Consider the following 21,378-nt stretch of genomic DNA (forward strand, 5'->3'; position numbering starts at 1 on the left):
CACCGTGAGTGACCGTATGCCGCTGATGGCGGGCAACTGGAAGATGAACCTCAACCACCTCGAGGCCATCGCCCATGTCCAGAAGCTCGCCTTCGGGCTCGCCGACAAGGACTACGAGGCCGTGGAGGTCGCGGTGCTGCCGCCCTTCACCGATCTGCGGTCCGTGCAGACCCTGGTCGACGGCGACAAGCTGAAGATCAAGTATGGCGCCCAGGACATCTCGGCGCATGACTCCGGCGCCTACACCGGCGAGATCTCCGGCCCGATGCTGGCCAAGCTCAGGTGCGCCTACGCCGTCGTCGGGCACTCGGAGCGGCGCCAGTACCACGACGAGACCGACGAGCTGTGCAACGCCAAGGTCAAGGCGGCCTTCCGTAACGACCTCACCCCGATCCTGTGCGTCGGCGAGGGCCTCGACGTCCGTAAGGCGGGCAACCAGGTCGCGCACACCCTCGCCCAGGTGGACGGGGGCCTGAGGGACGTCCCGGCCGAGCAGGCCGAGACCATCGTGATCGCCTACGAGCCGGTCTGGGCGATCGGCACCGGCGAGGTCGCGACCCCCGAGGACGCCCAGGAGGTCTGCGGGGCCATCCGCGGCCGGCTCGCCGAGCTCTACGGCCAGGAGGTCGCCGACAAGGTCAGGATCCAGTACGGCGGCTCGGTGAAGTCCGGGAACGTCGCCGCGATCATGGCCAAGCCGGATGTGGACGGCGCCCTGATCGGCGGCGCGTCGCTGGACGCGGACGAATTCGTCAAGATCGTTCGTTTCCGCGACCAGTGAGTAGGCCCTAGCACGCGCGTCGTCGTACCCTGTCGGGGGTCGAGGCGGCGGAAATCGCACCGTCCGGCCCCCGACGTCCGTACAAGCCCGAGAAGGTTGGTCCAGCTGTGATCATGGGGTTCTCGATCGCCCTCATCATCTTCAGCCTGCTGTTGATGATGTTGGTGCTCATGCACAAGGGGAAGGGCGGCGGCCTGTCCGACATGTTCGGTGGCGGCATGCAGTCCTCGGTGGGCGGCTCCTCGGTCGCCGAGCGCAACCTGGACCGCATCACCGTGGTGGTCGGGCTGCTGTGGTTCGTCTGCATCGTCGTGCTCGGGCTGCTGATGAAGCTCGACTGAGGGTCCGCCGGCGGGGCCCGTCCGGGGCCCGGCTGACGCCCGATAACTGACGTACCGTCGTCAGCGGGGCCCATATGCGGCCTATGATGGCATGGCGTCCTCCGTGACGGGTGTAACTCCTCTCACTGGACGCGCGTTGGGCCTTACGTAGACTGGGGCGCCGGGCGGCGAAGCTGACAATCGAGGCTTCGCGGCACCATCACGCAGGGAGTTACGACCGTGGCAAGTGGCAACGCGATCCGTGGAAGTCGGGTCGGGGCGGGGCCGATGGGAGAAGCCGAGCGAGGCGAATCGGCGCCGCGCCTGCGCATCTCCTTCTGGTGCTCGAACGGGCATGAGACCGTGCCGAGCTTCGCCAGCGACGCGCAGATCCCTGACACGTGGGACTGCCCCCGCTGCGGCTTCCCGGCCGGCAAGGACCGGGACAACCCGCCGGACCCGCCGCGCACCGAGCCGTACAAGACGCACCTGGCGTACGTACGGGAGCGGCGCAGCGACGCCGACGGCGAGGCGATCCTCGCCGAGGCACTCGCCAAGCTCCGGGGCGAGATCTAGACACACAACGCGGTACGACGGCCCGGCCGGGCACCTCCTTCGAGGGGTGCGCGGCCGGGCCGTTGTCAGTGGTGCGGGCTACGGTCATGGGGTGCTGGATCACCGGGGGGAGCCGTCCCGCCGGGCGGGGGCCGGCGCATCGGGCGGAGGGGGGATCGTCATGGCCGCGGTGGACGCCGGTGAGGTGGGTGCCGGGAAACCGGCGGGGCCCGCGTGGCGCGGGGGGTTCGGGCGGCTGTGGGCGGCCGCGGTCGTCTCCCGGTTCGGGGACGCGCTGCGGGGTGCGGCGCTGCCGCTGCTGGCCGTCTCGCTGACCGATTCGCCGGTGCTGGTCTCGCTGGTGACCGCCTGCGGCTTCCTGCCCTGGCTGCTGTTCGGGCTGATCGGCGGGGCGGTCGCGGACCGGGTGGACCAGCGGCGGGCGATGTGGGCGGTGGACGGCGCGCGGGCCGTCCTGATGGCGGGGTTCGCCGTCGCGGTGTGGCTGGACCGGGCCACCATCGGGCTGCTGCTCGCCCTCGCCTTCGCCCTCACCACGCTCCAGACCCTGTTCGACAACGCCGCCACGGCGCTGCTGCCGTCCGTGGTGGGGGAGCGGGCGCTGGGCCGGGCCAACGCCCGGCTGATGACCGGGCAGGAGGTCATGGGCCGGTTCGTGGGCGCCCCGCTGGTGCCGGTGCTGCTCGGCCTCGGCGCCGCGATGCCGTACGTGGCGGACGCGGTCACCTATCTCGCCGCCGCCGCGCTGGTCGCCTCACTGGGGGCGGCACCCCCCGAGCGGGCCCCGCGCCCGCCGGGCGGGTCGCTGCGGCGCGATATCGCCGAGGGCCTGGCCGTGCTGTGGCGGGATCGCACGCTGCGGGCGCTGTGCGCCTCCACCACGCTGTGCAACATCGGCATCGGCGCGCTCATCGCCACCCTGGTACTGCACATCACCGGCTGGCTGGACGCCGGGAACACCGGCTATGCGGCCGTGATCACCGTCTACGGGATCGGCAGCGTGACCGGGGGTCTGGTGGCCGCCCGGCTCACCGAGAAGCTGGGGCGCGCCCGTGCCCTCGTGGTGTGCGGCACCGCGCAGATCGGCGCCCTGGCCGCCCTCGGGGCGATACGGAGCCTGCCGGTCGCGGTCGCCGCCATGGGCCTCTTCGGCTTCGCGGGGATCGTCTGGAACGTCACCGAGGTGACGATGATGCAGCAGCGCAGCCCCGACGGGGCCCTCGGGCGGGTGAGCTCCGCGTTCCGCACCCTGTCGACCGCGGGCGCCCCGCTCGGCGCGCTGCTGGGCGGGGTGATGGCCCAGGCGTGGGGACTCAACACCCCGGCGCTGGGGGCCGCCGCGCTCTTCGTCTGCGGGGTGGCGGCCCTCGTTCCGGGAATGCGGTCCGTCATCAATTAGGTTGGTGGCCACGGGGGCCAGGTACCGACGAGAAGTGGGCTGATGTCCGAGATGAACATGGAAGGCCGCACCAGGCTGGACCAGCTGCCGGAGTGGCACGCGCTGGCCGCACACCGCAAGGAGCTGGGCGACGCTCATCTGCGCGACCTGTTCGCGGGCGACCCGGAGCGCGGGAGCCGTCTCACCCTTCAGGTCGGCGATCTCCACGTCGACTACTCCAAGCACCTGGTGACCGACGAGACCCTGCGGCTGCTGCGCGAACTGGCGAGCGCCACCAAGGTGGCCGAGCTGCGCGACGCCATGTTCCGCGGCGAGCGGATCAACACCACCGAGGACCGCTCGGTGCTGCACATCGCGCTGCGCGCACCGCACTCCGCGGAGATCAAGGCGGACGGGCAGGACGTCGTCGGCGAAGTGCACGCCGTGCTCGCCAAGATGGCCGTCTTCGCCGACCGCGTCAGGTCCGGCGACTGGACCGGCCACACCGGCAAGCGGATCAAGAACGTTGTCAACATCGGCATCGGCGGCTCCGATCTGGGCCCGAAGATGGCGTACGAGGCGCTGCGCTCCTACAGCGACCGCTCGATGACGTTCCGGTTCGTCTCCAATGTGGACGGCGCGGATCTGCACGAGGCGGTGCGCGACCTGGACCCGGCCGAGACGCTGTTCATCGTCGCTTCCAAGACCTTCACCACCATCGAGACCATCACCAACGCCGTCTCCGCCCGCGACTGGCTGCTGACCGGGCTCCGGGCCGGTCAGGAGGCCGTCGCCAAGCACTTCGTGGCGGTGTCGACGAACGCCGAGAAGGTCGCCGAGTTCGGCATCGACACGGACAACATGTTCGGGTTCTGGGACTGGGTCGGCGGGCGGTACTCCTACGACTCGGCCATCGGCCTCTCCCTGATGGTCGCCATCGGCCCGGACCGCTTCCGCGAGATGCTGGCCGGTTTCCACCTGGTCGACGAGCACTTCTCCACCGCCCCGCCGGAGCGGAACGTCCCGCTGCTGATGGGCCTGCTGGGCATCTGGTACGACAACTTCCACGGCGCTCAGGCGCATGCCGTCCTGCCGTACAGCCACTATCTGTCGCGGTTCACCGACTATCTGCAGCAGCTGGACATGGAGTCCAACGGCAAGCATGTGGACCGGGACGGCAACCGCGTCGGCTGGCAGACCGGCCCCATCGTCTGGGGCACCCCCGGCACCAACGGCCAGCACGCCTACTACCAGCTGCTCCACCAGGGCACCAAGCTGGTCCCGGCCGATCTGATCGGCTTCGCGCGGCCGGTGAAGGACCTGCCGGCCGGGCTGGAGTCCCACCACGATCTGCTGATGGCCAACCTCTTCGCCCAGGGCCAGGCGCTGGCCTTCGGCAAGACCGCCGAGGAGGTCGCCGCCGAGGGAGTGCCCGAGGAGCTGGTGCCGCACAAGACCTTCGACGGCAACCGCCCGACCACCACGATCCTCGCCCACGAGCTGACCCCGTCGGTGCTGGGCCAGCTGGTCGCCCTCTATGAGCACAAGGTCTTCGTCCAGGGCGCGGTGTGGAACATCGACTCCTTCGACCAGTGGGGGGTGGAGCTGGGCAAGGTGCTCGCCAAGCGCGTCGAGCCCGCCCTGACCGAGGGCGCCGAGGTGCCCGGTCTGGACGCCTCCACCGAGCACCTGGTCGCCACCTACCGCTCGCTGCGCGGCCGCTGAAGTCCTCGGGCGCATACAGAGACGATCCCCCGGGCGCCCGAAGCGCCCGGGGGATCGTCTCTGTGCGATACGAGAGTTACGGCGAGGCCGGGGGGTACAGTTCGCGCGGCAGCCCCGCCGCCGCGGCCCGGTCCAGCAGCCACAGCGTCCGGCGGCGGCCGCGCGCGCCCGCCGCCGGAGCCTGCAGCTCCCCGGCGCCCGACAGCGCTATCGTGACCGCCTTCGCCTTGTCCTCACCGGCCGCCAGCAGCCACACCTCCCGTGCCGCGCGGATCGCCGGCAGGGTCAGCGAGATCCGCACCGGCGGCGGCTTGGGCGCGCCGCGCACCCCGACCACCATCCGCTCGGTCTCCCGGACGGCGGGCAGCTCGGGGAAGAGCGAGGCCACATGGGTGTCCGGGCCGACGCCGAGCAGCAGCACGTCGAACGACGGCACCGCGCCGTGGTTCTCCGGCCGCGCGGCCCGGCCCAGCTCGGCCGCGTACACCTCGGCGGCCGCGTCCACATCGCCGCCGTGGGGCCCGTCGGACGCGGGCATCGCGTGCACCCGCGCCGGGTCCAGCTCCACCGCGTCCAGCAGCGCCTCGCGGGCCTGGGTGACATTGCGGTCCGCGTGGCCGTCGGGCAGGAATCGCTCATCGCCCCACCACAGGTCCAGCCGCGACCAGTCGACCGCGTCGCGCGCCGGGGAGGCGCCGAGCGCGGCCAGCAGGCCGTTGCCGTTGCGCCCGCCGGTCAGGACGACCGAGGCCGAGCCACGGGCGGCCTGGGCGTCCACGATCTTCGTGATCAGCCGGGCCGCCGCGGCCTGGGCCATCAGCTCCTTGTCGCGGTGGACGACCACCTGTGGTGCGGTCATTTGTCCGCCTTCCCGTCCGCCTTCTGCTCCTGGGACTTCTGCTCCTGGGACTTCTGCTCCTGGGACTTCGGGGGGTGGGGCTTGGGAACCGGCGGCTGTGCCGGTGCCTGCGGCGGGTTCTTCGGCGAGCCCGGAGCGTGCTCCGACGGCGTCTCCGGGTCCCGGGTCGGCAGCGGCGGCAGGTCCGCGCCGGGCGGCACCACCTGGGTGGCCGGGGCGGCCTTGGCGTCCCGCTCCAGCGTCCCCACGCCGCCCTTGCCCAGCTTGCTCACGCCGAACTTCACCGACGACTCGTAGCTCTCGTCGGGGTCCAGCCGGCGCAGCTCCTCGGCGATCAGCTCCGACATCTCACGCCGCTGCAGCGCCACATGCCGGTCGGGCTGGCCCGGCATCGCCAGCTCGGCCAGCGAGCCGTTCGCCCGGTCCAGGCAGATCACGCCGTCGGCCGTCTCCAGCCGCACCGCGGTCAGCCCGGGGCCCTCCGAGACCTGCCGGTCCACCGGCACCCCAAGACACTGGGCGAGCCACAGCGCGAGCAGCTCGCTGCTCGGGTTGTACGCCTCGCCCTCGACGACCGCGGAGGTGATCGGGGAGTGCCGCTGGTCCAGGGCCGCGGCCAGGACGCTGCGCCACGGGGTGATCCGGGTCCACGCCAGATCGGTGTCGCCCGGGGTGTAGGTCGCGGCCCGCAGCCCCAGGGACGCCACCGGGTCCTCGGTGGCCTGGGCGTCGGTGATCCGGCGCTGGGCCAGCTTCCCGAGCAGGTCCTCGGCGGGGTGCTCGGGGGCGTCCTCCGGCCACCACACCACCACCGGGGCGTCCGGCAGCAGCAGCGGCAGGACCACCGAGTAGGCGTGGTTGGCGAGTTCGCCGTGCAGCCGCAGCAGCACCGTCTCGCCGGTGCCGGTCTCGCCGCCGACCCGCACCTCGGCGTCCATCCGGGCCATCTTGCGGTCGCGCGGCGACCGGCCCGGCCGCTTGATGACGACCAGGGTGCGCGAGGGGTGCTCCTTGGACGCCTCGCTCGCCGCCCGCAGCGCGTCGTAGTGGTTGCCCTCGTCGGTGACGATGACGAGGGTGAGCACCATGCCCACGGCCGGGGTGCCGGTGGCCCGGCGTGCCTGGACCAGGGCGGAGTTGATCCGGCTGGACGTGGTGTCCGTGAGATCGATGTTCATGGCCGCCGCCAGCTCCGTCCGTCTCGTGCGAGCATCTCGTCCGCGGCCTTCGGCCCCCAGGTCCCGGAGGTGTACTGCTCGGGCCTGCCGTGCTGGTCCCAGTACTCCTCGATCGGGTCCAGGATCCGCCAGGACTGCTCGACCTCCTCATGGCGGGGGAAGAGGTTCGCCTCGCCGAGCAGGACGTCCAGCAGCAGCCGCTCGTACGCCTCGGGGCTGGACTCGGTGAAGGACTCGCCGTACTGGAAGTCCATCGTCACGTCCCGGATCTCCATGGAGGTGCCGGGCACCTTGGAGCCGAACCGGATGGTGACGCCCTCGTCCGGCTGCACCCGGATGACCAGGGCGTTCTGCCCGAGCTCCTGGGTGTCGGTGGTATCGAAGGGGGAGTGCGGGGCGCGCTGGAAGACCACCGCGATCTCGGTGACCCGCCGCCCCAGCCGCTTGCCGGTGCGCAGGTAGAAGGGGACACCCGCCCAGCGGCGGTTGTCGATCTCCAGCTTGATCGCGGCGTAGGTGTCGGTCTTCGAGTGGGGGTCGATGCCCTCCTCCTCGAGGTAGCCGTGCACCTCCTCGCCGCCCTGCCAGCCGGGGGCGTACTGGGCGCGCACCGTGTGCTTGCCCAGATCCTTGGGCAGCTTGACCGCCCTGAGCGCCTTCAGCTTCTCGGTGACCAGGGAGGACGCGTCGAAGGAGGCGGGCTCCTCCATGGCGGTCAGCGCGAGCAGCTGCAGCAGGTGGTTCTGGATGACGTCGCGGGCCGCGCCGATGCCGTCGTAGTAGCCCGCGCGCCCGCCGATGCCGATGTCCTCGGCCATGGTGATCTGTACGTGGTCGACGTACGACCGGTTCCAGATCGGCTCGAACATCGTGTTGGCGAAGCGCAGCGCCAGGATGTTCTGGACCGTCTCCTTGCCCAGGTAGTGGTCGATCCGGAAGACGTCACTGGGCCGGAAGACCTCGTGGACGACCTGGTTGAGATCCTGGGCGCTCTTCAGGTCGTGGCCGAAGGGCTTCTCGATGACCGCGCGCCGCCAGGAGTCGCCCTGCCCGTGCGACAGCCCGTGCTTCTTGAGCTGCTGGACGACGCTGGGGAAGAACTTCGGCGGGACCGACAGATAGAAGGCGAAGTTGCCGCCGGTGCCGCGTGCCTTGTCGAGTTCCTCTATGGTCGCCCGCAGCCGGACGAACGCCTCGTCGTCGTCGAACACGCCGGGGACAAAGCGGAACCCCTCGGCCAGCTGCTGCCAGACCTCCTCGCGGAACGGGGTCCGCGCGTGCTCCTTGACCGCGTCGTGCACGACCTGGGCGAAGTCCTCGTTCTCCCAGTCGCGGCGGGCGAAGCCGACGAGCGAGAAGCCCGGGGGCAGCAGCCCGCGGTTGGCCAGGTCGTAGATGGCCGGCATCAGCTTCTTACGGGACAGGTCGCCCGTGACGCCGAAGATCACGAGGCCGGACGGCCCCGCGATGCGCGGGAGCCGTCGGTCTCGTGGGTCACGCAGCGGATTGCTGCTGCTCACGTCTTCACGCCTCCGAGGGTGCGAGGCGCTTGAGCTCCGCCTCGGTGGACTTCAGCAGGTCGTTCCAGGAGGACTCGAACTTCTCGACGCCCTCGTCCTCCAGCACCTGGACGACGTCGTCGTAGGAGATCCCGATCCCGGCCAGCGCGTCGAGGTCGGCCTTGGCCTGCTCGTACGTGCCGCGCACGGCGTCACCGCTGATCTCGCCGTGGTCGGCGACCGCCTCCAGGGTGGCCTCCGGCATGGTGTTGACGGTGCCGGGGGCGACCAGGTCCACGACGTACATGGTGTCCTTGTACGCCGGGTCCTTGACACCGGTCGAGGCCCACAGCGGACGCTGCTTGTTGGCGTTCGCCCGGTCCAGGACGGCCCAGCGGTCGGAGCTGAAGACCTCCTCGTACGCCTGGTACGCGAGGCGGGCGTTGGCGACGGCGGCCTTGCCGCGCAGCGCCTTGGCCTCATCGGTGCCGAGCTTGTCGATGCGCTTGTCGATCTCGGTGTCCACGCGGGAGACGAAGAAGGACGCCACCGAGTGGATCTTCTGCAGGTCGAGGCCCGCGGCCTTGGCCTTCTCCAGACCGGCCAGGAAGGCGTCCATGACCGCGCGGTACCGCTCCAGGGAGAAGATCAGCGTGACATTGACGCTGATGCCCAGGCCGATCACCTCGGTGATCGCGGGCAGCCCCGCCTCGGTCGCCGGGATCTTGATGAAGGTGTTGGGCCGGTCCACCAGCCAGGCCAGCTGCTTGGCCTCGGCGATGGTGGCGGCCGTGTTGTGGGCCAGGCGCGGGTCCACCTCGATGGAGACCCGGCCGTCCTGGCCGCCCGTCGCGTCGTACACCGGCCGGAGGATGTCGGCCGCGTCGCGGACGTCCGCCGTGGTGATCATGCGGACGGCTTCCTCGACGGTGACCCCGCGGACCGCGAGGTCGGCCACCTGCTGCTGGTAGCCGTCGCCGCCGGAGATCGCCTTCTGGAAGATCGACGGGTTGGTGGTGACGCCTACGACATGCTGCTGGTCGATCAGCTCGGCCAGATTGCCGGAGGTGATCCTCTTGCGGGAGAGGTCGTCGAGCCAGATCGCGACGCCTTCGTCGGCCAGCCGCTTGAGTGCGTCTGTCATGGGGTGTGTTCTCCTACTCGTCGCACTTACGTCGTCTGTGGAGGTCAGCGCCCGGCGTCGGCGAGGGACTCGCGGGCGGCGGTGACCACGGCCTCGGCGGTGAGGCCGAACTCCCGGAAGAGCACCTTGTAGTCGGCCGAGGCGCCGAAGTGCTCCAGCGAGACGATGCGGCCGGCCTCGCCGACGTAGCGGTACCAGGTCAGGCCGATACCCGCCTCGACGGCCACCCGAGCCTTGACGGACGGCGGCAGCACTGTCTCCCGGTACCCCTTGTCCTGCTCCTCGAACCACTCGACCGAGGGCATTGACACCACGCGGGTGGGAATCCCGGCGGCCTGGAGCTGCTCGCGCGCCTCCACGGCGAGCTGCACCTCGGAACCGGTGCCGATGAGGATGACCCGCGGCTGACCGCCCTCGGCCTCGAAGAGGACGTAGCCGCCCTTGGCGGCGTTCTCGTCGGCCTCGTAGGTCGGCACGTTCTGCCGGGTCAGGGCCAGGCCGTGCGGAGCCGGGTTCGCGGTGTGGCGGCGGGTGATCTCCCGCCAGGCGATGGCCGTCTCGTTGGCGTCGGCCGGGCGGACCACGTTCAGGCCCGGGATGGCGCGCAGCACGGACAGGTGCTCCACCGGCTGGTGGGTCGGGCCGTCCTCGCCGAGGCCGATGGAGTCGTGCGTCCACACGTAGGTGACCGGCAGCTTCATCAGCGCGGCGAGCCGGACGGCCGGGCGCATGTAGTCGGAGAAGACCAGGAAGGTGCCGCCGTAGACACGGGTGTTGCCGTGCAGGGCGATGCCGTTCATGGTCGAGCCCATGGCGTGCTCGCGGATGCCGAAGTGGATCGTGCGGCCGTACGGGTCGGCCTCCGGCAGCGGGTTGCCTTTCGGGAGGAAGGACGAGGACGCGTCGATCGTGGTGTTGTTGGAGCCCGCGAGGTCGGCGGAGCCGCCCCACAGCTCGGGGAGCACCCCGCCGAGCGCCTTGAGCACCTGGCCGGACGCCTTACGGGTGGCGACGTCCTTGCCCGGCTCGAAGACCGGCAGTGCGCTCTCCCAGCCCTCGGGCAGCTCGCCCGCGGTGATCCGGTCGAACAGGGTGGCCCGCTCGGAGTTGGCGTTCCGCCACTCCTGGAGCTTCTTGTCCCAGGCGGCGTGGGCCTCGCGGCCGCGCTCGACCAGGGCGCGGGTGTGGTTGATGACGTCCGTGTCGACCGCGAAGTGCTGCTCGGGGTCGAAGCCGAGGACGCGCTTGGTGGCGGCGACCTCGTCGGCGCCGAGCGCCGAGCCGTGGGACGCCTCGGTGTTCTGCGCGTTCGGGGCGGGCCAGGCGATGATCGTACGGGCCGCGATGATCGAGGGGCGCTCGGTCTCGGCCTGCGCCGCCTTGAGCGCCGCGTGCAGCGCGTGGATGTCGAAGTCGCCGCTCTCGGACTGCTCGATGCGCTGGACGTGCCAGCCGTACGCCTCGTAGCGCTTCAGCACGTCCTCGGAGAGCGCGGTCGCGGTGTCGCCCTCGATCGAGATGTGGTTGTCGTCGTACAGGGCGACGATGCTGCCCAGCTTCTGGTGGCCGGCCAGCGAGGACGCCTCGGCGGAGATGCCCTCCTCCAGGTCGCCGTCGGAGACGATCGCCCAGATGGTGTGGTCGAACGGAGAGGCGCCCTCGGGCGCCTCCGGGTCGAACAGGCCACGCTCATAGCGGGCTGCCATCGCCATGCCCACCGCGTTGGCGATGCCCTGGCCCAGCGGGCCGGTGGTGGTCTCGACACCGGTGGTGTGGCCGAACTCGGGGTGGCCCGGGGTCTTGCTGCCCCAGGTGCGGAACGACCGCAGATCGTCGAGCTCAAGACCGAAGCCCGCCAGGTACAGCTGGACGTAGAGGGTCAGGCTGGTGTGCCCGGGGGAGAGGACGAAGCGGTCCCGGCCCGCCCAGCCCGCGTCGGAGGGGTCGTGCCGCATCAGCTTCTGGAAGAGCAGGTACGCGGCGGGCGCGAGGCTCATGGCCGTGCCAGGGTGGCCGTTACCGACCTTCTGTACGGAGTCCATGGCCAGGACTCGGGCCGTGTCGACGGCTCGCTGGTCCAGATCGGTCCACTCGAGGTCTGTGGTAGTCGGCTTTGTGCTCACCCTGAGTCAGGGCTCCTCTCCACAATGTCGAAATCCGGTGACCGTATGTACACCGGCGATGTCGAGCCTACCCCTGGAACAACGGTCATCTTTTCGAGTTCCACCCAACGGGATAAGGAACGAATTCCGAGGTTGCCGCATTCCCTCCGGGGCCCGTCCGAAGGGCGTCCCGAGCCCTACGGAAGGCGCCGTTCCGGGCCCGGCCGGGCCCGCCGTCCCCCGGGTGTGGCCGCCTTACGGGCGCCTTGCCGCGCCCCTACAACACGAGGGACCCCGGCGGCGGGCGGCGTATCCGCTACGTCTAGAGTGGCGTGGTACGCGCAAGTCTTTACCGGCTCTTCATGTCCGGTGCTTGCTGGTTCTTGCTTCCACCAGGGGTGTGCGTGACGGCCGTCGAATCCCGTCCTGCGGGGGTGCTCGAGACGAGCGAAACGAGCTCCGGTCACCGGCCGTTCGGGGCCCGTGTCATGGCGTTCGTGGCGCTGACGAAGCCGCGCGTCATCGAATTGCTGCTGATGACGACGGTGCCGGTCATGTTCCTGGCCGCCCAGGGCGTCCCGGATCTGTGGCTGGTGGTCGCCACCTGCGTCGGCGGCTATCTGTCGGCCGGCGGCGCCGCCGCGTTCAACATGTATTACGACCGGGACATCGACGCGCTGATGGAGCGCACCGCGCAGCGCCCGCTCGTGACCGGCATGGTCTCGCCGCGCGAATGCCTCGTTTTCGCCTTCGCGCTCGCGGCGGGGTCGACGGCCTGGTTCTGGGTGCTGGTCAACCCGCTGTCCGCGATGCTGTCGCTCGGTGCGCTGGCCTTCTACGTCGTCGTCTACACGATGTTGCTCAAGCGCCGCACTTCGCAGAACATCGTCTGGGGCGGCATCGCGGGCTGCATGCCCGTGCTCATCGGCTGGTCCTCGGTGACCAACGAGGTCTCCTGGGCCGCCGTCATCCTCTTCCTCGTCATCTTCTTCTGGACGCCGCCGCACTACTGGCCGCTGTCGATGAAGGTCAAGGACGACTACGAGCGGGCCAGCGTGCCGATGCTGCCGGTGATCGCGGGCAACAAGGCGGTCGCGCGCCAGATCGTCCTCTACAGCTGGGCCATGGTCGGCGTCTCGCTGCTGCTGTGGCCGCTGGGCTACACCGGCTGGTTCTACCCGGCGGTCGCGGCCGTGCTGGGCGGGTTCTGGCTCAAGGAGGCGCACGGTCTCCAGGCGCGCGCCCGGGCCGGGGTCACGGGCGCGAAGCTCAAGGAGATGCGGCTGTTCCACTGGTCGATCACCTATGTGTCGCTGCTGTTCGTCGCCGTGGCCGTGGACCCTTTCCTGCGGTGATTACCGGCGGGTAGCATCGGCTGTATGGCAGACACCACTCAGCCGGAGACACCCGAGAGCGGCGAGTCCGCCGCCCAGCCCTCCGCGCCGGAAGCACCGGCCAAGCCGCCGAAGCCGCCCAAGCCGTCCAAGGACGAGAAGCGGGCCGAGCGGCTCGCCCGCCAGATCACGGCCTTCGCCGGGAGCCACGGCGGCGCCGAGGGGCAGATCGCGCACATCGGGCGCGGCGCCGTCCGGATCGCCCTCGTCGGCGCCGACGGCGAATGGGGCGTCCTCGTGGCCCCCTCCCAGGACAGCGCGCGCCGCGCCGCCGAGATCGCCGGGCTGACCGTCAAGGACGACTTCGACGGCGAGCTCGCCGCCAAGGTCCGCACCGGTCCGTACGAGTGGACGCGCATGGCGGGCATCCAGCTCGGCGGACCCGGCAACCCTCCGGCAGCCGCCTCGTAGAACGCCTGAGAACGGGTCCGGCGACACCTCGTGCCCCTTCCGTCCGTTAAGCCCGTCGATGCCGGAGGGCGAGGAGGCGGGCGGCGATGCACGAGGCGACGGACTCCCCGGACACCGTGGGCCCGCCGACCGGTCCGGTCCCCCGCGACGGGCCGGGCCCGGCGGCGGGGCCGATCACCCTGCCGCCGCTGGTCGACCAGCACAGCCACGGCACGGTCGACGGCGAGCTCGGGGTCGGCTCGTTCGAAACCCATCTGGCGGCCGCCGCCGGGTCCGGGGCGGCCCCGGCCGGCACCACCTTCTTCGACAGCTGGACCGGCCTCGCGGTGCGCCGCTGGTGCCCCCCGCTGCTGGGCATGGAGCCCCACTGCGCGCCCGTCAGCTATCTCGCCCGCCGCCGTGAGCTGGGCGCCTACCGCGCCGCGCGGCTGCTGCTGCGCGGCGCCGGCATCGGCACCTTCCTGCTGGAGTCCGGCGCCCGGGACGGCCTCAGCACCCCGGACGAACTGGCCGCGGCCGCCGACGGCACGGTCCTCGAGGTGGTCCGGCTGGAGCCGCTGGCCGAGCAGGTCGCCGACACCTCCGGCACGGTCGACGCCTTCATCGGCAACACCGCGGAGGCGCTGTACGCGGCGGCCCAGCACGCGACCGCCTTCGCCATGGGGATCGCCTTCTGCGACGAGATCCCGCCCGACCCGCGCGAGGTGCGGCGCGCCGCCGCCCGCTGGCTCGCGCTCACCGTCCGCCCGGCCCCGGGCCGCGCCCCCGACCCCGCGCTCGCCCAGCATCTGCTGTGGAGCGCCGTGGCGACCGGCCTTCCGGTGCAGCTGCACTGTGCCGATCCGCAGTCGCTCATCGGCTTCCTGCGGGCCACGGCGGGCTTCGGCACCGATCTGGTGCTGCTGCCGGACCGGCCGCACCACCGGCGGGCGGCCCAGCTCGCCGCGGCCTTCCCGCATGTCTACGCGGACGCCGGGCCGCGGCCCGGGGAGACCCTGGGCGAGGCGCCGTTCGGCAAGCTGCTGTTCTCGACGGGCGCGCGGGCGCTGCCGGAGCTGTATGTGACCGCGTCCCGGCTGTTCGGCCGGGCCATGGCCCGGCTGGCGGAGGAGTGGGTCGGCGAGGGGATCTGCACCCGGGCCGAGGCCCAGCGGATCGCCGGGCTGGTCGCGGCCGGGACCGCGCGCCGGGTCTACCGGCTGGACGCGGCCGGTTCGGGCTGAACGGTCTCGTGGCCGCCGGTGGGGGCGGGCGCGGCCGCCGGGAGCGCGGCCCGCTCGCGCTGGGCGAGCAGCACCCGCAGCACCGCGATCCACACCAGGCAGGAGCCGAGCATGTGGATGCCGACGACGACCTCGGGCAGATGGGTGAAGTACTGCACGTACCCGATCACGCCCTGCGCGAGCAGTACGGCGAGGAGTTCCAGGACCGTACGGCGCTGGGCGGCGGGGGCCTTCACGGCCCGCAGGGTGAACCACAGGGCGACGGTGAGGCCCAGCACGATGTAGACGAAGTCCACATGCAGCTGGGTGATCTCCTGCCAGTTCAGCGGGATGCGGTGCACCTTACGGGCGTCACCGGCGTGCGGGCCCGCGCCGGTGACCACCGTGCCGATCAGGATCAGCGCGAGGGTCGCGCCGACCAGCAGCCAGGTCAGCTGGCGCACCGGGCGGGCGATCAGGTCGCGTGGCTCGCCGTCACCCTCGCGAGCCCGCTGCCAGACCACCATCGCGACCGTGAGGAGCGCGGAGGACAGCAGGAAGTGCGAGCTGACGATGTACGGGTTGAGCCCGGTGAGGACCACGATGCCGCCGACGACGGCGTTGCCCATCACGATCCAGAACTGGGTCCAGCCCAGCCGGGTGAGGGAGCGGCGCACCGGCGTGCGGGCCCGGGCGGCGATGATCAGCACACCGACGAAGACACACAGGACGTACGTCAGCATGCGGTTGGTGAACTCGATGACGCCGTTGATGCCCATGTCGGCGGTGGGCGTCAGGCTGGACGGGGTGCACTTCGGCCAGGTGTCACAGCCCAGGCCGGACTGGGTGAGCCGGACCGCGCCCCCGGTCACCACGATGACCACGGCCATCACCACGGTGGCCAGCGCGGCTCGCTCCACGAAGCGCGCGGAGGGCTGCCAGCGCCGGGCGATCAGCTCGAAGGGATTCAGCGAATTCGGCACCCGCCCATCGTAGGCCGCCGCTTGTGCAGCTTTTCACGAGGGGGTTGTGTTCCGGTAAAGCCGCAGGCCGTAAGGGCCGCCCCGGGCTATTCCCAGCGGAGCTCGCGCTGCTCCCGGAGGCACCCGGGCTACTCCCAGCGGAAGAAGCGGGCCGCCGCGCCCAGCCCCAGCACCGCCCAGACCGCCAGGATCCCCAGATCCCGCCATGGCATCCCGGCCCCGTCCTGGAGGACGTCCCGCAGCCCGCCCGAGAGCGCCGAGATCGGCAGCAGCTCCAGCGCGCTCCGCACGCCACCCGGGAACTTGTCCAGCGACACGATGACGCCACCGGCCACGAGCAGCAGCAGGAAGACCAGATTGGCCGCGGCCAGGGTCGCCTCGGCCTTCAGGGTGCCCGCCATCAGCAGCCCGAGGCCGGAGAACGCCGCGGTGCCGAGGATCAGCAGCAGCGCGACGGAGAGCGGGTCGCCGTGCGGCGACCAGCCGAGCGCCAGCGCGATCGCGGTCAGCAGCACGATCTGCATGACCTCGGTGACCAGCACCGCGCAGGTCTTGGCGGCCATCAGCCCCCACCGCGGCAGCGGTGAGACGGCGAGCCGCTTGAGCACGCCGTAGCGCCGCTCGAAGCCGGTGGCGATGGCCTGTCCGGTGAACGCCGTGGACAGCACGGCGAGCGCCAGCACACCGGGCGCCAGGAAGTCCACGGTGCTGCCGTCGGAGCCGGTGTCGACGATGTCGACGGTGCTGAAGAGCACCAGCACCAGGGACGGGATGACGACGGTCAGCAGCAGCTGCTCGCCGTTGCGCAGCAGCATCCGGGTCTCCAGCGCGGCCTGCGCCCGGATCATCCGCGGCAGCGGGGCCGCCCCCGGCTTGGGGAGAAAAGTGCCCGTGGCGGTCACGCTCGCAGCTCCTTACCGGTGAGCTCCAGGAAGACGTCCTCGAGGGTGTGCCGCTCGACCGAGATCCGGTCCGGCATCACCCCGTTCTGCGCGCACCAGGAGGTGACGGTGGCCAGCATCTGGGGGTTGACCTTGCCGGTGACCCGGTACGAGCCGGACGTCAGCTCGGCGGCCGTGGAGTCGGCGGGCAGCGCCTTGAGCAGCGAGGCCAGGTCGAGCGCGGGGCGGCCGATGAAGCGCAGGGTGTTCTCGGCGCCGCCCCGGCACAGCTCCTCCGGGGTGCCCCGGGCGATCACCTTGCCGCCGTCGATGATCGCCACATCGTCGGCGAGCTGCTCGGCCTCGTCCATGTAGTGGGTCGTCAGCATCACGGTGACCCCGTCGTCCCGCAGATCGCGGATGAGGTCCCAGGTGGCGCGGCGGGCCTGTGGGTCGAGCCCGGCGGTCGGCTCGTCGAGGAAGACCAGCTCGGGGCGGCCGACGACGGCCATGGCGAGCGCGAGCCGCTGCTGCTGGCCGCCGGAGAGCCGCCGGTAGGTGGTCCGGCCGCAGGAGCCGAGGCCGAGCCGCTCGATCAGCAGATTCACATCCACCGGATGCGCGTGGAGGGAGGCGGTGTGGCGCAGCATCTCTTCTGCGCGCGCGCCGGAATAAACGCCTCCGGACTGGAGCATCACCCCGACCCGGGGGCGCAGCGCCGGGGCGTCCGCGACCGGGTCGAGTCCGAATATCCGGACCGTCCCGGCGTCGGGGCGGCGGTACCCCTCGCAGGTCTCGACGGTGGTGGTCTTACCGGCTCCGTTGGGGCCCAGAACGGCGGTCACGGTGCCCCGGCCGACGGACAGATCGAGCCCGTCGACCGCGGTCTTCGGGCCGTACCGCTTGACCAGGCCGACGATGTCGACCGCGGGCTCTTCTCGCATGTCCGGCAGTCTACGAATCCCGGGGCCGTCCGTGGGCGGCAGGGCCGAAAGCCGCGGCGCACGACGATCGGGCCCGGATGCGTCGCCGCAGGTGAGCCCCGGTCTCGGAGTTAGGCAGACCTAAGTGATGTACCACACCGGAACCGGCGAACTCCTCGCTTGTGGATCGCGGGAGAATTACGCAACAATGGCGTTGTGAAATACGCGAGCGAGGCTCCGAACGAACGCGCGGCCGAAGCGGCCGCGCGGTCCGGCACGCCCGCGTCCGCGCCGGAAGAGCAGCACGGCACCCGCAACCGGGTGGCGCGCTCCATCCTCGACCATGGCCCCTCCACCGCGGCGGAGCTCGCCCTGCGGCTGGAGCTGACCCAGGCGGCCGTCCGCCGCCACCTGGACACCCTCGTCGCCGACGGCGTCGTCGAGCCCCGAGAGAAGAGGGTGTACGGGGCGCGGGGGCGCGGCCGCCCGGCCAAGGTCTTCGCGCTCACCGACTGCGGTCGCGACGCCTTCGACCAGGCCTACGACAAGCTCGCCGTCGACGCTCTCCGCTGGATCGAGCAGAGCGCCGGAGGCGGCGAGGCGGGGCGTGCCGCGGTCGCGGCGTTCGCCCGCGCCAGGCTCGCCGTCCAGGCGGAGGAGTACCGCGGGGCCGTCGAGGCCGCCGCCCCCGGCGGCCGCACCGAAGCGCTCGCCGGAGCACTCTCCGCGGACGGGTACGCTGCTACGGCGCGCAGCGCGCCGGTCGGCGAACAGCTCTGCCAGCACCACTGCCCGGTCGCCCACGCAGCCGAGCGATATCCGCAGCTGTGTGAGGCGGAGACCGAGGTCTTCTCCCAGCTGCTCGGAACCCATGTGCAGCGTCTGGCCACCATCGCCCATGGCGACGGGGTGTGCACGACGTTCGTTCCGAAGACCGGCGAGGTCGAGAAGACCGACACCAGCACCACCAGGACCACCACCGCATCTGCCAGCACGGCCGGGAGGAACCCCGAATGACTCTCCCCACGGAGACCGCTCACCCCGAGCTCGAGGGTCTGGGCAACTACGAGTACGGCTGGGCCGACTCCGACGTGGCCGGCGCCTCGGCCAAGCGCGGCCTCTCCGAGGAGGTCGTACGCGACATCTCGGCGAAGAAGTCCGAGCCGGAGTGGATGCTCAAGCTCCGTCTGAAGGGCCTGAAGCTCTTCGGTAAGAAGCCCATGCCCACCTGGGGCTCGGATCTGTCGGGTATCGACTTCGACAACATCAAGTACTTCGTCCGCTCCACCGAGCAGCAGGCCGCCTCCTGGGAGGAGCTGCCCGAGGACATCAAGAACACGTACGACAAGCTGGGCATCCCGGAGGCCGAGAAGCAGCGCCTCGTCGCGGGTGTCGCGGCCCAGTACGAGTCCGAGGTCGTCTACCACCAGATCCGCGAGGACCTGGAGGAGCAGGGCGTCATCTTCCTGGACACCGACACCGCGCTCAAGGAGCACCCGGAGCTCTTCAAGGAGTACTTCGGCACCGTGATCCCGGCGGGCGACAACAAGTTCGCCTCGCTGAACACGGCGGTCTGGTCCGGCGGCTCGTTCATCTACGTGCCGAAGGGCGTGCAGGTGGAGATCCCGCTGCAGGCGTACTTCCGCATCAACACCGAGAACATGGGCCAGTTCGAGCGGACGCTGATCATCGTCGACGAGGACGCCTACGTCCACTACGTCGAGGGCTGCACCGCGCCGATCTACAAGTCGGACTCGCTGCACTCCGCGGTCGTCGAGATCATCGTCAAGAAGGGCGCCCGCTGCCGCTACACGACCATCCAGAACTGGTCGAACAACGTCTACAACCTGGTCACCAAGCGCGCCGTGGCCTACGAGGGCGCGACCATGGAGTGGGTCGACGGCAACATCGGCTCCAAGGTGACCATGAAGTACCCCGCCGTCTACCTGATGGGTGAGCACGCCAAGGGCGAGACCCTGTCCATCGCCTTCGCGGGCGAGGGCCAGCATCAGGACGCCGGCGCCAAGATGGTCCACATGGCCCCCCGCACCTCGTCGAACATCGTCTCCAAGTCGGTGGCGCGCGGCGGTGGCCGCACCTCCTACCGCGGTCTGATCGAGATCGGCGAGGGCGCCGAGGGCTCCAAGTCCAATGTGCTGTGCGACGCCCTGCTCGTCGACACGATCTCCCGCTCGGACACCTACCCGTATGTGGACGTCCGCGAGGACGACGTGTCCATGGGCCATGAGGCGACCGTCTCCAAGGTCAGCGACGACCAGCTCTTCTACCTGATGAGCCGCGGTCTGTCCGAGGACGAGGCCATGGCGATGATCGTGCGCGGCTTCGTCGAGCCGATCGCGCGCGAGCTGCCCATGGAGTACGCGCTGGAGCTCAACCGGCTGATCGAGCTGCAGATGGAGGGCGCGGTCGGCTGACGCCACCCCCCTCCCCGCCCGGCGGGGGCCGAAGCCTCCGCCCGGGCACCCCACTCAGGCCCATCAGGCAGAAAGCGAGCAGTACGACAGCCATGGCTGAAACCATCCCGGCCGGATCCACCACGGACGGCGTCATCCAGGTGGGCCAGCCCACCGATGCCCGGGTGAGCGCGCCCGCGTCGTACGACGTGGCCGACTTCCCGGTGCCCCACGGCCGCGAGGAGGACTGGCGGTTCACCCCCCTGGAGCGGCTGCGCGGTCTCCACGACGGCACGGCCGTCGCCGACGGCGGCGTCAAGGTCGAGGTGACCGCCCCCGCGGGCGTCACGGTCGAGACCGTGGGCCGTGACGACGCGCGCCTGGGGAAGGCCGGCAAGCCGGTGGACCGGGTGGCGGCCCAGGCGTACAGCTCCTTCGAGAAGGCGTCGGTCGTCTCGGTGCCCAAGGAGACGGTGCTCACCGAGCCGGTGCGGATCGCCGTGCACGGCGAGGGCGGCACCGCCTTCGGCCACCAGGTGATCGAGATCGGCGCCTTCGCCGAGGCGGTCGTGGTGATCGACCACACCGGTGACGCCACGGTCGCCGCCAATGTGGAGTACCTGATCGGCGACGGCGCCAAGCTCACCGTGGTCTCGGTCCAGGACTGGGACGACACCGCGGTCCACGCCGGTCAGCACACCGCGCTGGTCGGCCGGGACGCCACCTTCAAGTCCGTGGTCGTCACCTTCGGCGGCGATCTGGTGCGGCTCCACCCGCGGGTGGTCTACGGCGCCCCGGGCGGTGAGGCCGAGCTCTACGGCCTGTACTTCACCGACAACGGCCAGCACCAGGAGCACCGGCTCTTCATCGACCACGACACCCCGCACTGCCGCAGCAACGTGGCCTACAAGGGCGCGCTGCAGGGCGCCGAGGCGCACGCGGTGTGGATCGGCGATGTGCTGATCCGGGCCGCCGCGGAGGGCACCGACACCTACGAGCTCAACCGCAACCTGGTCCTCACCGACGGCGCCCGCGTCGACTCGGTGCCGAACCTGGAGATCGAGACCGGTGAGATCGTCGGCGCCGGTCACGCGAGCGCGACCGGCCGCTTCGAGGACGAGCAGCTGTTCTACCTGATGGCGCGCGGTATCCCGGCCGACGAGGCCCGCCGACTGGTGGTCCGCGGCTTCTTCGCCGAGCTCGTCCAGCAGATCGGGCTCCCCGAGCTGGAGGAGCGGCTCATCGCCAAGATCGAGGCCGAGCTGGAGGCGTCCGTAGGATGACCCCGACCTTCGTACGCGTCTGCGCGCTGGACGAACTCGAGGAAGACACCCCCAAGCGGGTCGAGCTCGAGGGCGTGCCGGTCGCTCTGGTGCGCACCGAGGGCGAGGTGTTCGCGGTCAGCGACATCTGCTCGCACGCGAACGTCTCGCTGTCCGAGGGCGAGGTGGAGGACTGCCAGATCGAGTGCTGGCTGCACGGCTCCAGCTTCGACCTGCGCACCGGAAAGCCGTCCGGCCTCCCCGCGACGCGCCCGGTCCCCGTATACCCCGTAAAGATCGAAGGGGACGATGTGCTCGTCTCCGTCACCCAGGAGTCCTGAGGCAC

The 21,378-nt window shown here is 71.0% G+C and carries 20 protein-coding genes; 12 read left to right on the forward strand and 8 right to left on the reverse strand.

Going from position 1 to position 21,378, the window contains the following annotated elements; genetic code table 11:
* Positions 1–4 precede the first annotated feature (4 nt).
* The 5 genes from tpiA to pgi all read left to right on the forward strand — a co-directional run bounded on the left by tpiA (position 5) and on the right by pgi (position 4,780).
* Positions 5–781 carry a triose-phosphate isomerase gene (tpiA, locus tag JK364_RS25145; protein ID WP_201853466.1) on the forward strand — a complete coding sequence of 259 codons (777 nt, stop codon included), beginning with the start codon at positions 5–7 and terminating at the stop codon, positions 779–781.
* A gap of 113 nt (positions 782–894) precedes the next feature.
* Complete coding sequence (secG, locus tag JK364_RS25150; RefSeq protein ID WP_014059875.1) at positions 895–1,122, forward strand: preprotein translocase subunit SecG; 228 nt, start codon at positions 895–897, stop codon at positions 1,120–1,122.
* Between the two features lie 219 nt (positions 1,123–1,341).
* Entirely contained in the window at positions 1,342–1,677 is a 336-nt protein-coding gene (locus JK364_RS25155; protein ID WP_009718803.1) for an RNA polymerase-binding protein RbpA, read from the forward strand.
* Positions 1,678–1,837: 160 nt separating this feature from the next.
* Positions 1,838–3,076, forward strand: a complete 1,239-nt coding sequence (locus JK364_RS25160) for an MFS transporter (RefSeq protein WP_201853468.1) — start codon at positions 1,838–1,840, stop codon at positions 3,074–3,076.
* Positions 3,077–3,127: 51 nt separating this feature from the next.
* Positions 3,128–4,780 (forward strand): glucose-6-phosphate isomerase, encoded by a 1,653-nt coding sequence (pgi, locus tag JK364_RS25165; protein ID WP_201853685.1) that lies wholly within the window; start codon positions 3,128–3,130, stop codon positions 4,778–4,780.
* A gap of 76 nt (positions 4,781–4,856) precedes the next feature.
* Here pgi and pgl read toward each other — a convergent pair whose 3' ends face one another.
* Genes pgl through tkt form a run of 5 tightly spaced genes read right to left on the reverse strand, consistent with a single transcriptional unit; the run spans position 4,857 to position 11,583 of the window.
* Entirely contained in the window at positions 4,857–5,639 is a 783-nt protein-coding gene (gene pgl, locus JK364_RS25170; RefSeq protein WP_201853476.1) for a 6-phosphogluconolactonase, read from the reverse strand.
* Complete coding sequence (opcA, locus tag JK364_RS25175) at positions 5,636–6,817, reverse strand: glucose-6-phosphate dehydrogenase assembly protein OpcA (protein WP_201853477.1); 1,182 nt, start codon at positions 6,815–6,817, stop codon at positions 5,636–5,638. The genes pgl and opcA overlap by 4 nt, the downstream gene beginning before the upstream one ends.
* Positions 6,814–8,337, reverse strand: coding sequence for a glucose-6-phosphate dehydrogenase (gene zwf, locus JK364_RS25180; protein WP_201853479.1), 1,524 nt, complete (start codon positions 8,335–8,337; stop codon positions 6,814–6,816). The genes opcA and zwf overlap by 4 nt, the downstream gene beginning before the upstream one ends.
* Positions 8,338–8,341: 4 nt before the next feature.
* Positions 8,342–9,460: a transaldolase gene (tal, locus tag JK364_RS25185; RefSeq protein ID WP_201853481.1), complete on the reverse strand. Its 1,119-nt coding sequence runs from the start codon at positions 9,458–9,460 to the stop codon at positions 8,342–8,344.
* Between the two features lie 44 nt (positions 9,461–9,504).
* The gene (gene tkt, locus JK364_RS25190; RefSeq protein ID WP_201853483.1) at positions 9,505–11,583 is read right to left on the reverse strand and encodes a transketolase; all 2,079 of its coding nucleotides are present in this window, start codon (positions 11,581–11,583) and stop codon (positions 9,505–9,507) included.
* A 383-nt stretch (positions 11,584–11,966) separates the two neighbouring features.
* Between tkt and JK364_RS25195 the strand changes: the two genes are divergently transcribed.
* The 3 genes from JK364_RS25195 to JK364_RS25205 all read left to right on the forward strand — a co-directional run bounded on the left by JK364_RS25195 (position 11,967) and on the right by JK364_RS25205 (position 14,590).
* Positions 11,967–12,917 (forward strand): heme o synthase, encoded by a 951-nt coding sequence (locus tag JK364_RS25195; RefSeq protein ID WP_201853485.1) that lies wholly within the window; start codon positions 11,967–11,969, stop codon positions 12,915–12,917.
* A 24-nt stretch (positions 12,918–12,941) separates the two neighbouring features.
* Positions 12,942–13,367, forward strand: coding sequence for a hypothetical protein (locus JK364_RS25200; RefSeq protein WP_230992447.1), 426 nt, complete (start codon positions 12,942–12,944; stop codon positions 13,365–13,367).
* Positions 13,368–13,453: 86 nt separating this feature from the next.
* A complete protein-coding gene (locus JK364_RS25205) occupies positions 13,454–14,590 on the forward strand; it encodes an amidohydrolase (protein WP_230992448.1) in 1,137 nt (378 codons plus the stop codon).
* Here JK364_RS25205 and JK364_RS25210 read toward each other — a convergent pair.
* The 3 genes from JK364_RS25210 to JK364_RS25220 all read right to left on the reverse strand — a co-directional run bounded on the left by JK364_RS25210 (position 14,560) and on the right by JK364_RS25220 (position 17,377).
* Positions 14,560–15,552, reverse strand: coding sequence for a COX15/CtaA family protein (locus JK364_RS25210; protein WP_201853486.1), 993 nt, complete (start codon positions 15,550–15,552; stop codon positions 14,560–14,562). The genes JK364_RS25205 and JK364_RS25210 overlap by 31 nt on opposite strands.
* A 128-nt stretch (positions 15,553–15,680) precedes the next feature.
* The gene (locus JK364_RS25215) at positions 15,681–16,454 is read right to left on the reverse strand and encodes an ABC transporter permease (RefSeq protein WP_201853488.1); all 774 of its coding nucleotides are present in this window, start codon (positions 16,452–16,454) and stop codon (positions 15,681–15,683) included.
* Positions 16,451–17,377, reverse strand: coding sequence for an ABC transporter ATP-binding protein (locus tag JK364_RS25220; RefSeq protein ID WP_201853490.1), 927 nt, complete (start codon positions 17,375–17,377; stop codon positions 16,451–16,453). Before JK364_RS25220 ends, JK364_RS25215 begins: the two co-directional genes overlap by 4 nt.
* 195 nt (positions 17,378–17,572) lie before the next feature.
* Between JK364_RS25220 and JK364_RS25225 the strand changes: the two genes are divergently transcribed.
* From JK364_RS25225 to JK364_RS25240, 4 genes are all read left to right on the forward strand, one after another.
* Complete coding sequence (locus JK364_RS25225; RefSeq protein ID WP_201853493.1) at positions 17,573–18,373, forward strand: helix-turn-helix transcriptional regulator; 801 nt, start codon at positions 17,573–17,575, stop codon at positions 18,371–18,373.
* Positions 18,370–19,791: a Fe-S cluster assembly protein SufB gene (sufB, locus tag JK364_RS25230; RefSeq protein ID WP_201853494.1), complete on the forward strand. Its 1,422-nt coding sequence runs from the start codon at positions 18,370–18,372 to the stop codon at positions 19,789–19,791. Before JK364_RS25225 ends, sufB begins: the two co-directional genes overlap by 4 nt.
* Positions 19,792–19,883: 92 nt before the next feature.
* The gene (gene sufD, locus JK364_RS25235; RefSeq protein WP_020872226.1) at positions 19,884–21,053 is read left to right on the forward strand and encodes a Fe-S cluster assembly protein SufD; all 1,170 of its coding nucleotides are present in this window, start codon (positions 19,884–19,886) and stop codon (positions 21,051–21,053) included.
* Complete coding sequence (locus tag JK364_RS25240) at positions 21,050–21,373, forward strand: non-heme iron oxygenase ferredoxin subunit (protein WP_201853495.1); 324 nt, start codon at positions 21,050–21,052, stop codon at positions 21,371–21,373. Before sufD ends, JK364_RS25240 begins: the two co-directional genes overlap by 4 nt.
* Positions 21,374–21,378: the final 5 nt, after the last annotated feature.

The sequence above is a fragment of the Streptomyces endocoffeicus genome (assembly GCF_016741935.1).
Lineage (GTDB): Bacteria > Actinomycetota > Actinomycetes > Streptomycetales > Streptomycetaceae > Streptomyces > Streptomyces endocoffeicus.

Bases quoted from the DNA above. Each gene is read 5' to 3' on its own strand.
- secG (WP_014059875.1), top strand. From the start codon at position 895: ATGGGGTTCTCGATCGCCCTCATCATCTTCAGCCTGCTGTTGATGATG.
- JK364_RS25160 (WP_201853468.1), top strand. From the start codon at position 1,838: ATGGCCGCGGTGGACGCCGGTGAGGTGGGTGCCGGGAAACCGGCGGGG.
- pgi (WP_201853685.1), top strand. From the start codon at position 3,128: ATGAACATGGAAGGCCGCACCAGGCTGGACCAGCTGCCGGAGTGGCAC.
- pgl (WP_201853476.1), bottom strand. From the start codon at position 5,639: ATGACCGCACCACAGGTGGTCGTCCACCGCGACAAGGAGCTGATGGCC.
- opcA (WP_201853477.1), bottom strand. From the start codon at position 6,817: ATGAACATCGATCTCACGGACACCACGTCCAGCCGGATCAACTCCGCC.
- tal (WP_201853481.1), bottom strand. From the start codon at position 9,460: ATGACAGACGCACTCAAGCGGCTGGCCGACGAAGGCGTCGCGATCTGG.
- JK364_RS25200 (WP_230992447.1), top strand. From the start codon at position 12,942: ATGGCAGACACCACTCAGCCGGAGACACCCGAGAGCGGCGAGTCCGCC.
- JK364_RS25205 (WP_230992448.1), top strand. From the start codon at position 13,454: ATGCACGAGGCGACGGACTCCCCGGACACCGTGGGCCCGCCGACCGGT.
- JK364_RS25220 (WP_201853490.1), bottom strand. From the start codon at position 17,377: ATGCGAGAAGAGCCCGCGGTCGACATCGTCGGCCTGGTCAAGCGGTAC.
- sufB (WP_201853494.1), top strand. From the start codon at position 18,370: ATGACTCTCCCCACGGAGACCGCTCACCCCGAGCTCGAGGGTCTGGGC.
- sufD (WP_020872226.1), top strand. From the start codon at position 19,884: ATGGCTGAAACCATCCCGGCCGGATCCACCACGGACGGCGTCATCCAG.
- JK364_RS25240 (WP_201853495.1), top strand. From the start codon at position 21,050: ATGACCCCGACCTTCGTACGCGTCTGCGCGCTGGACGAACTCGAGGAA.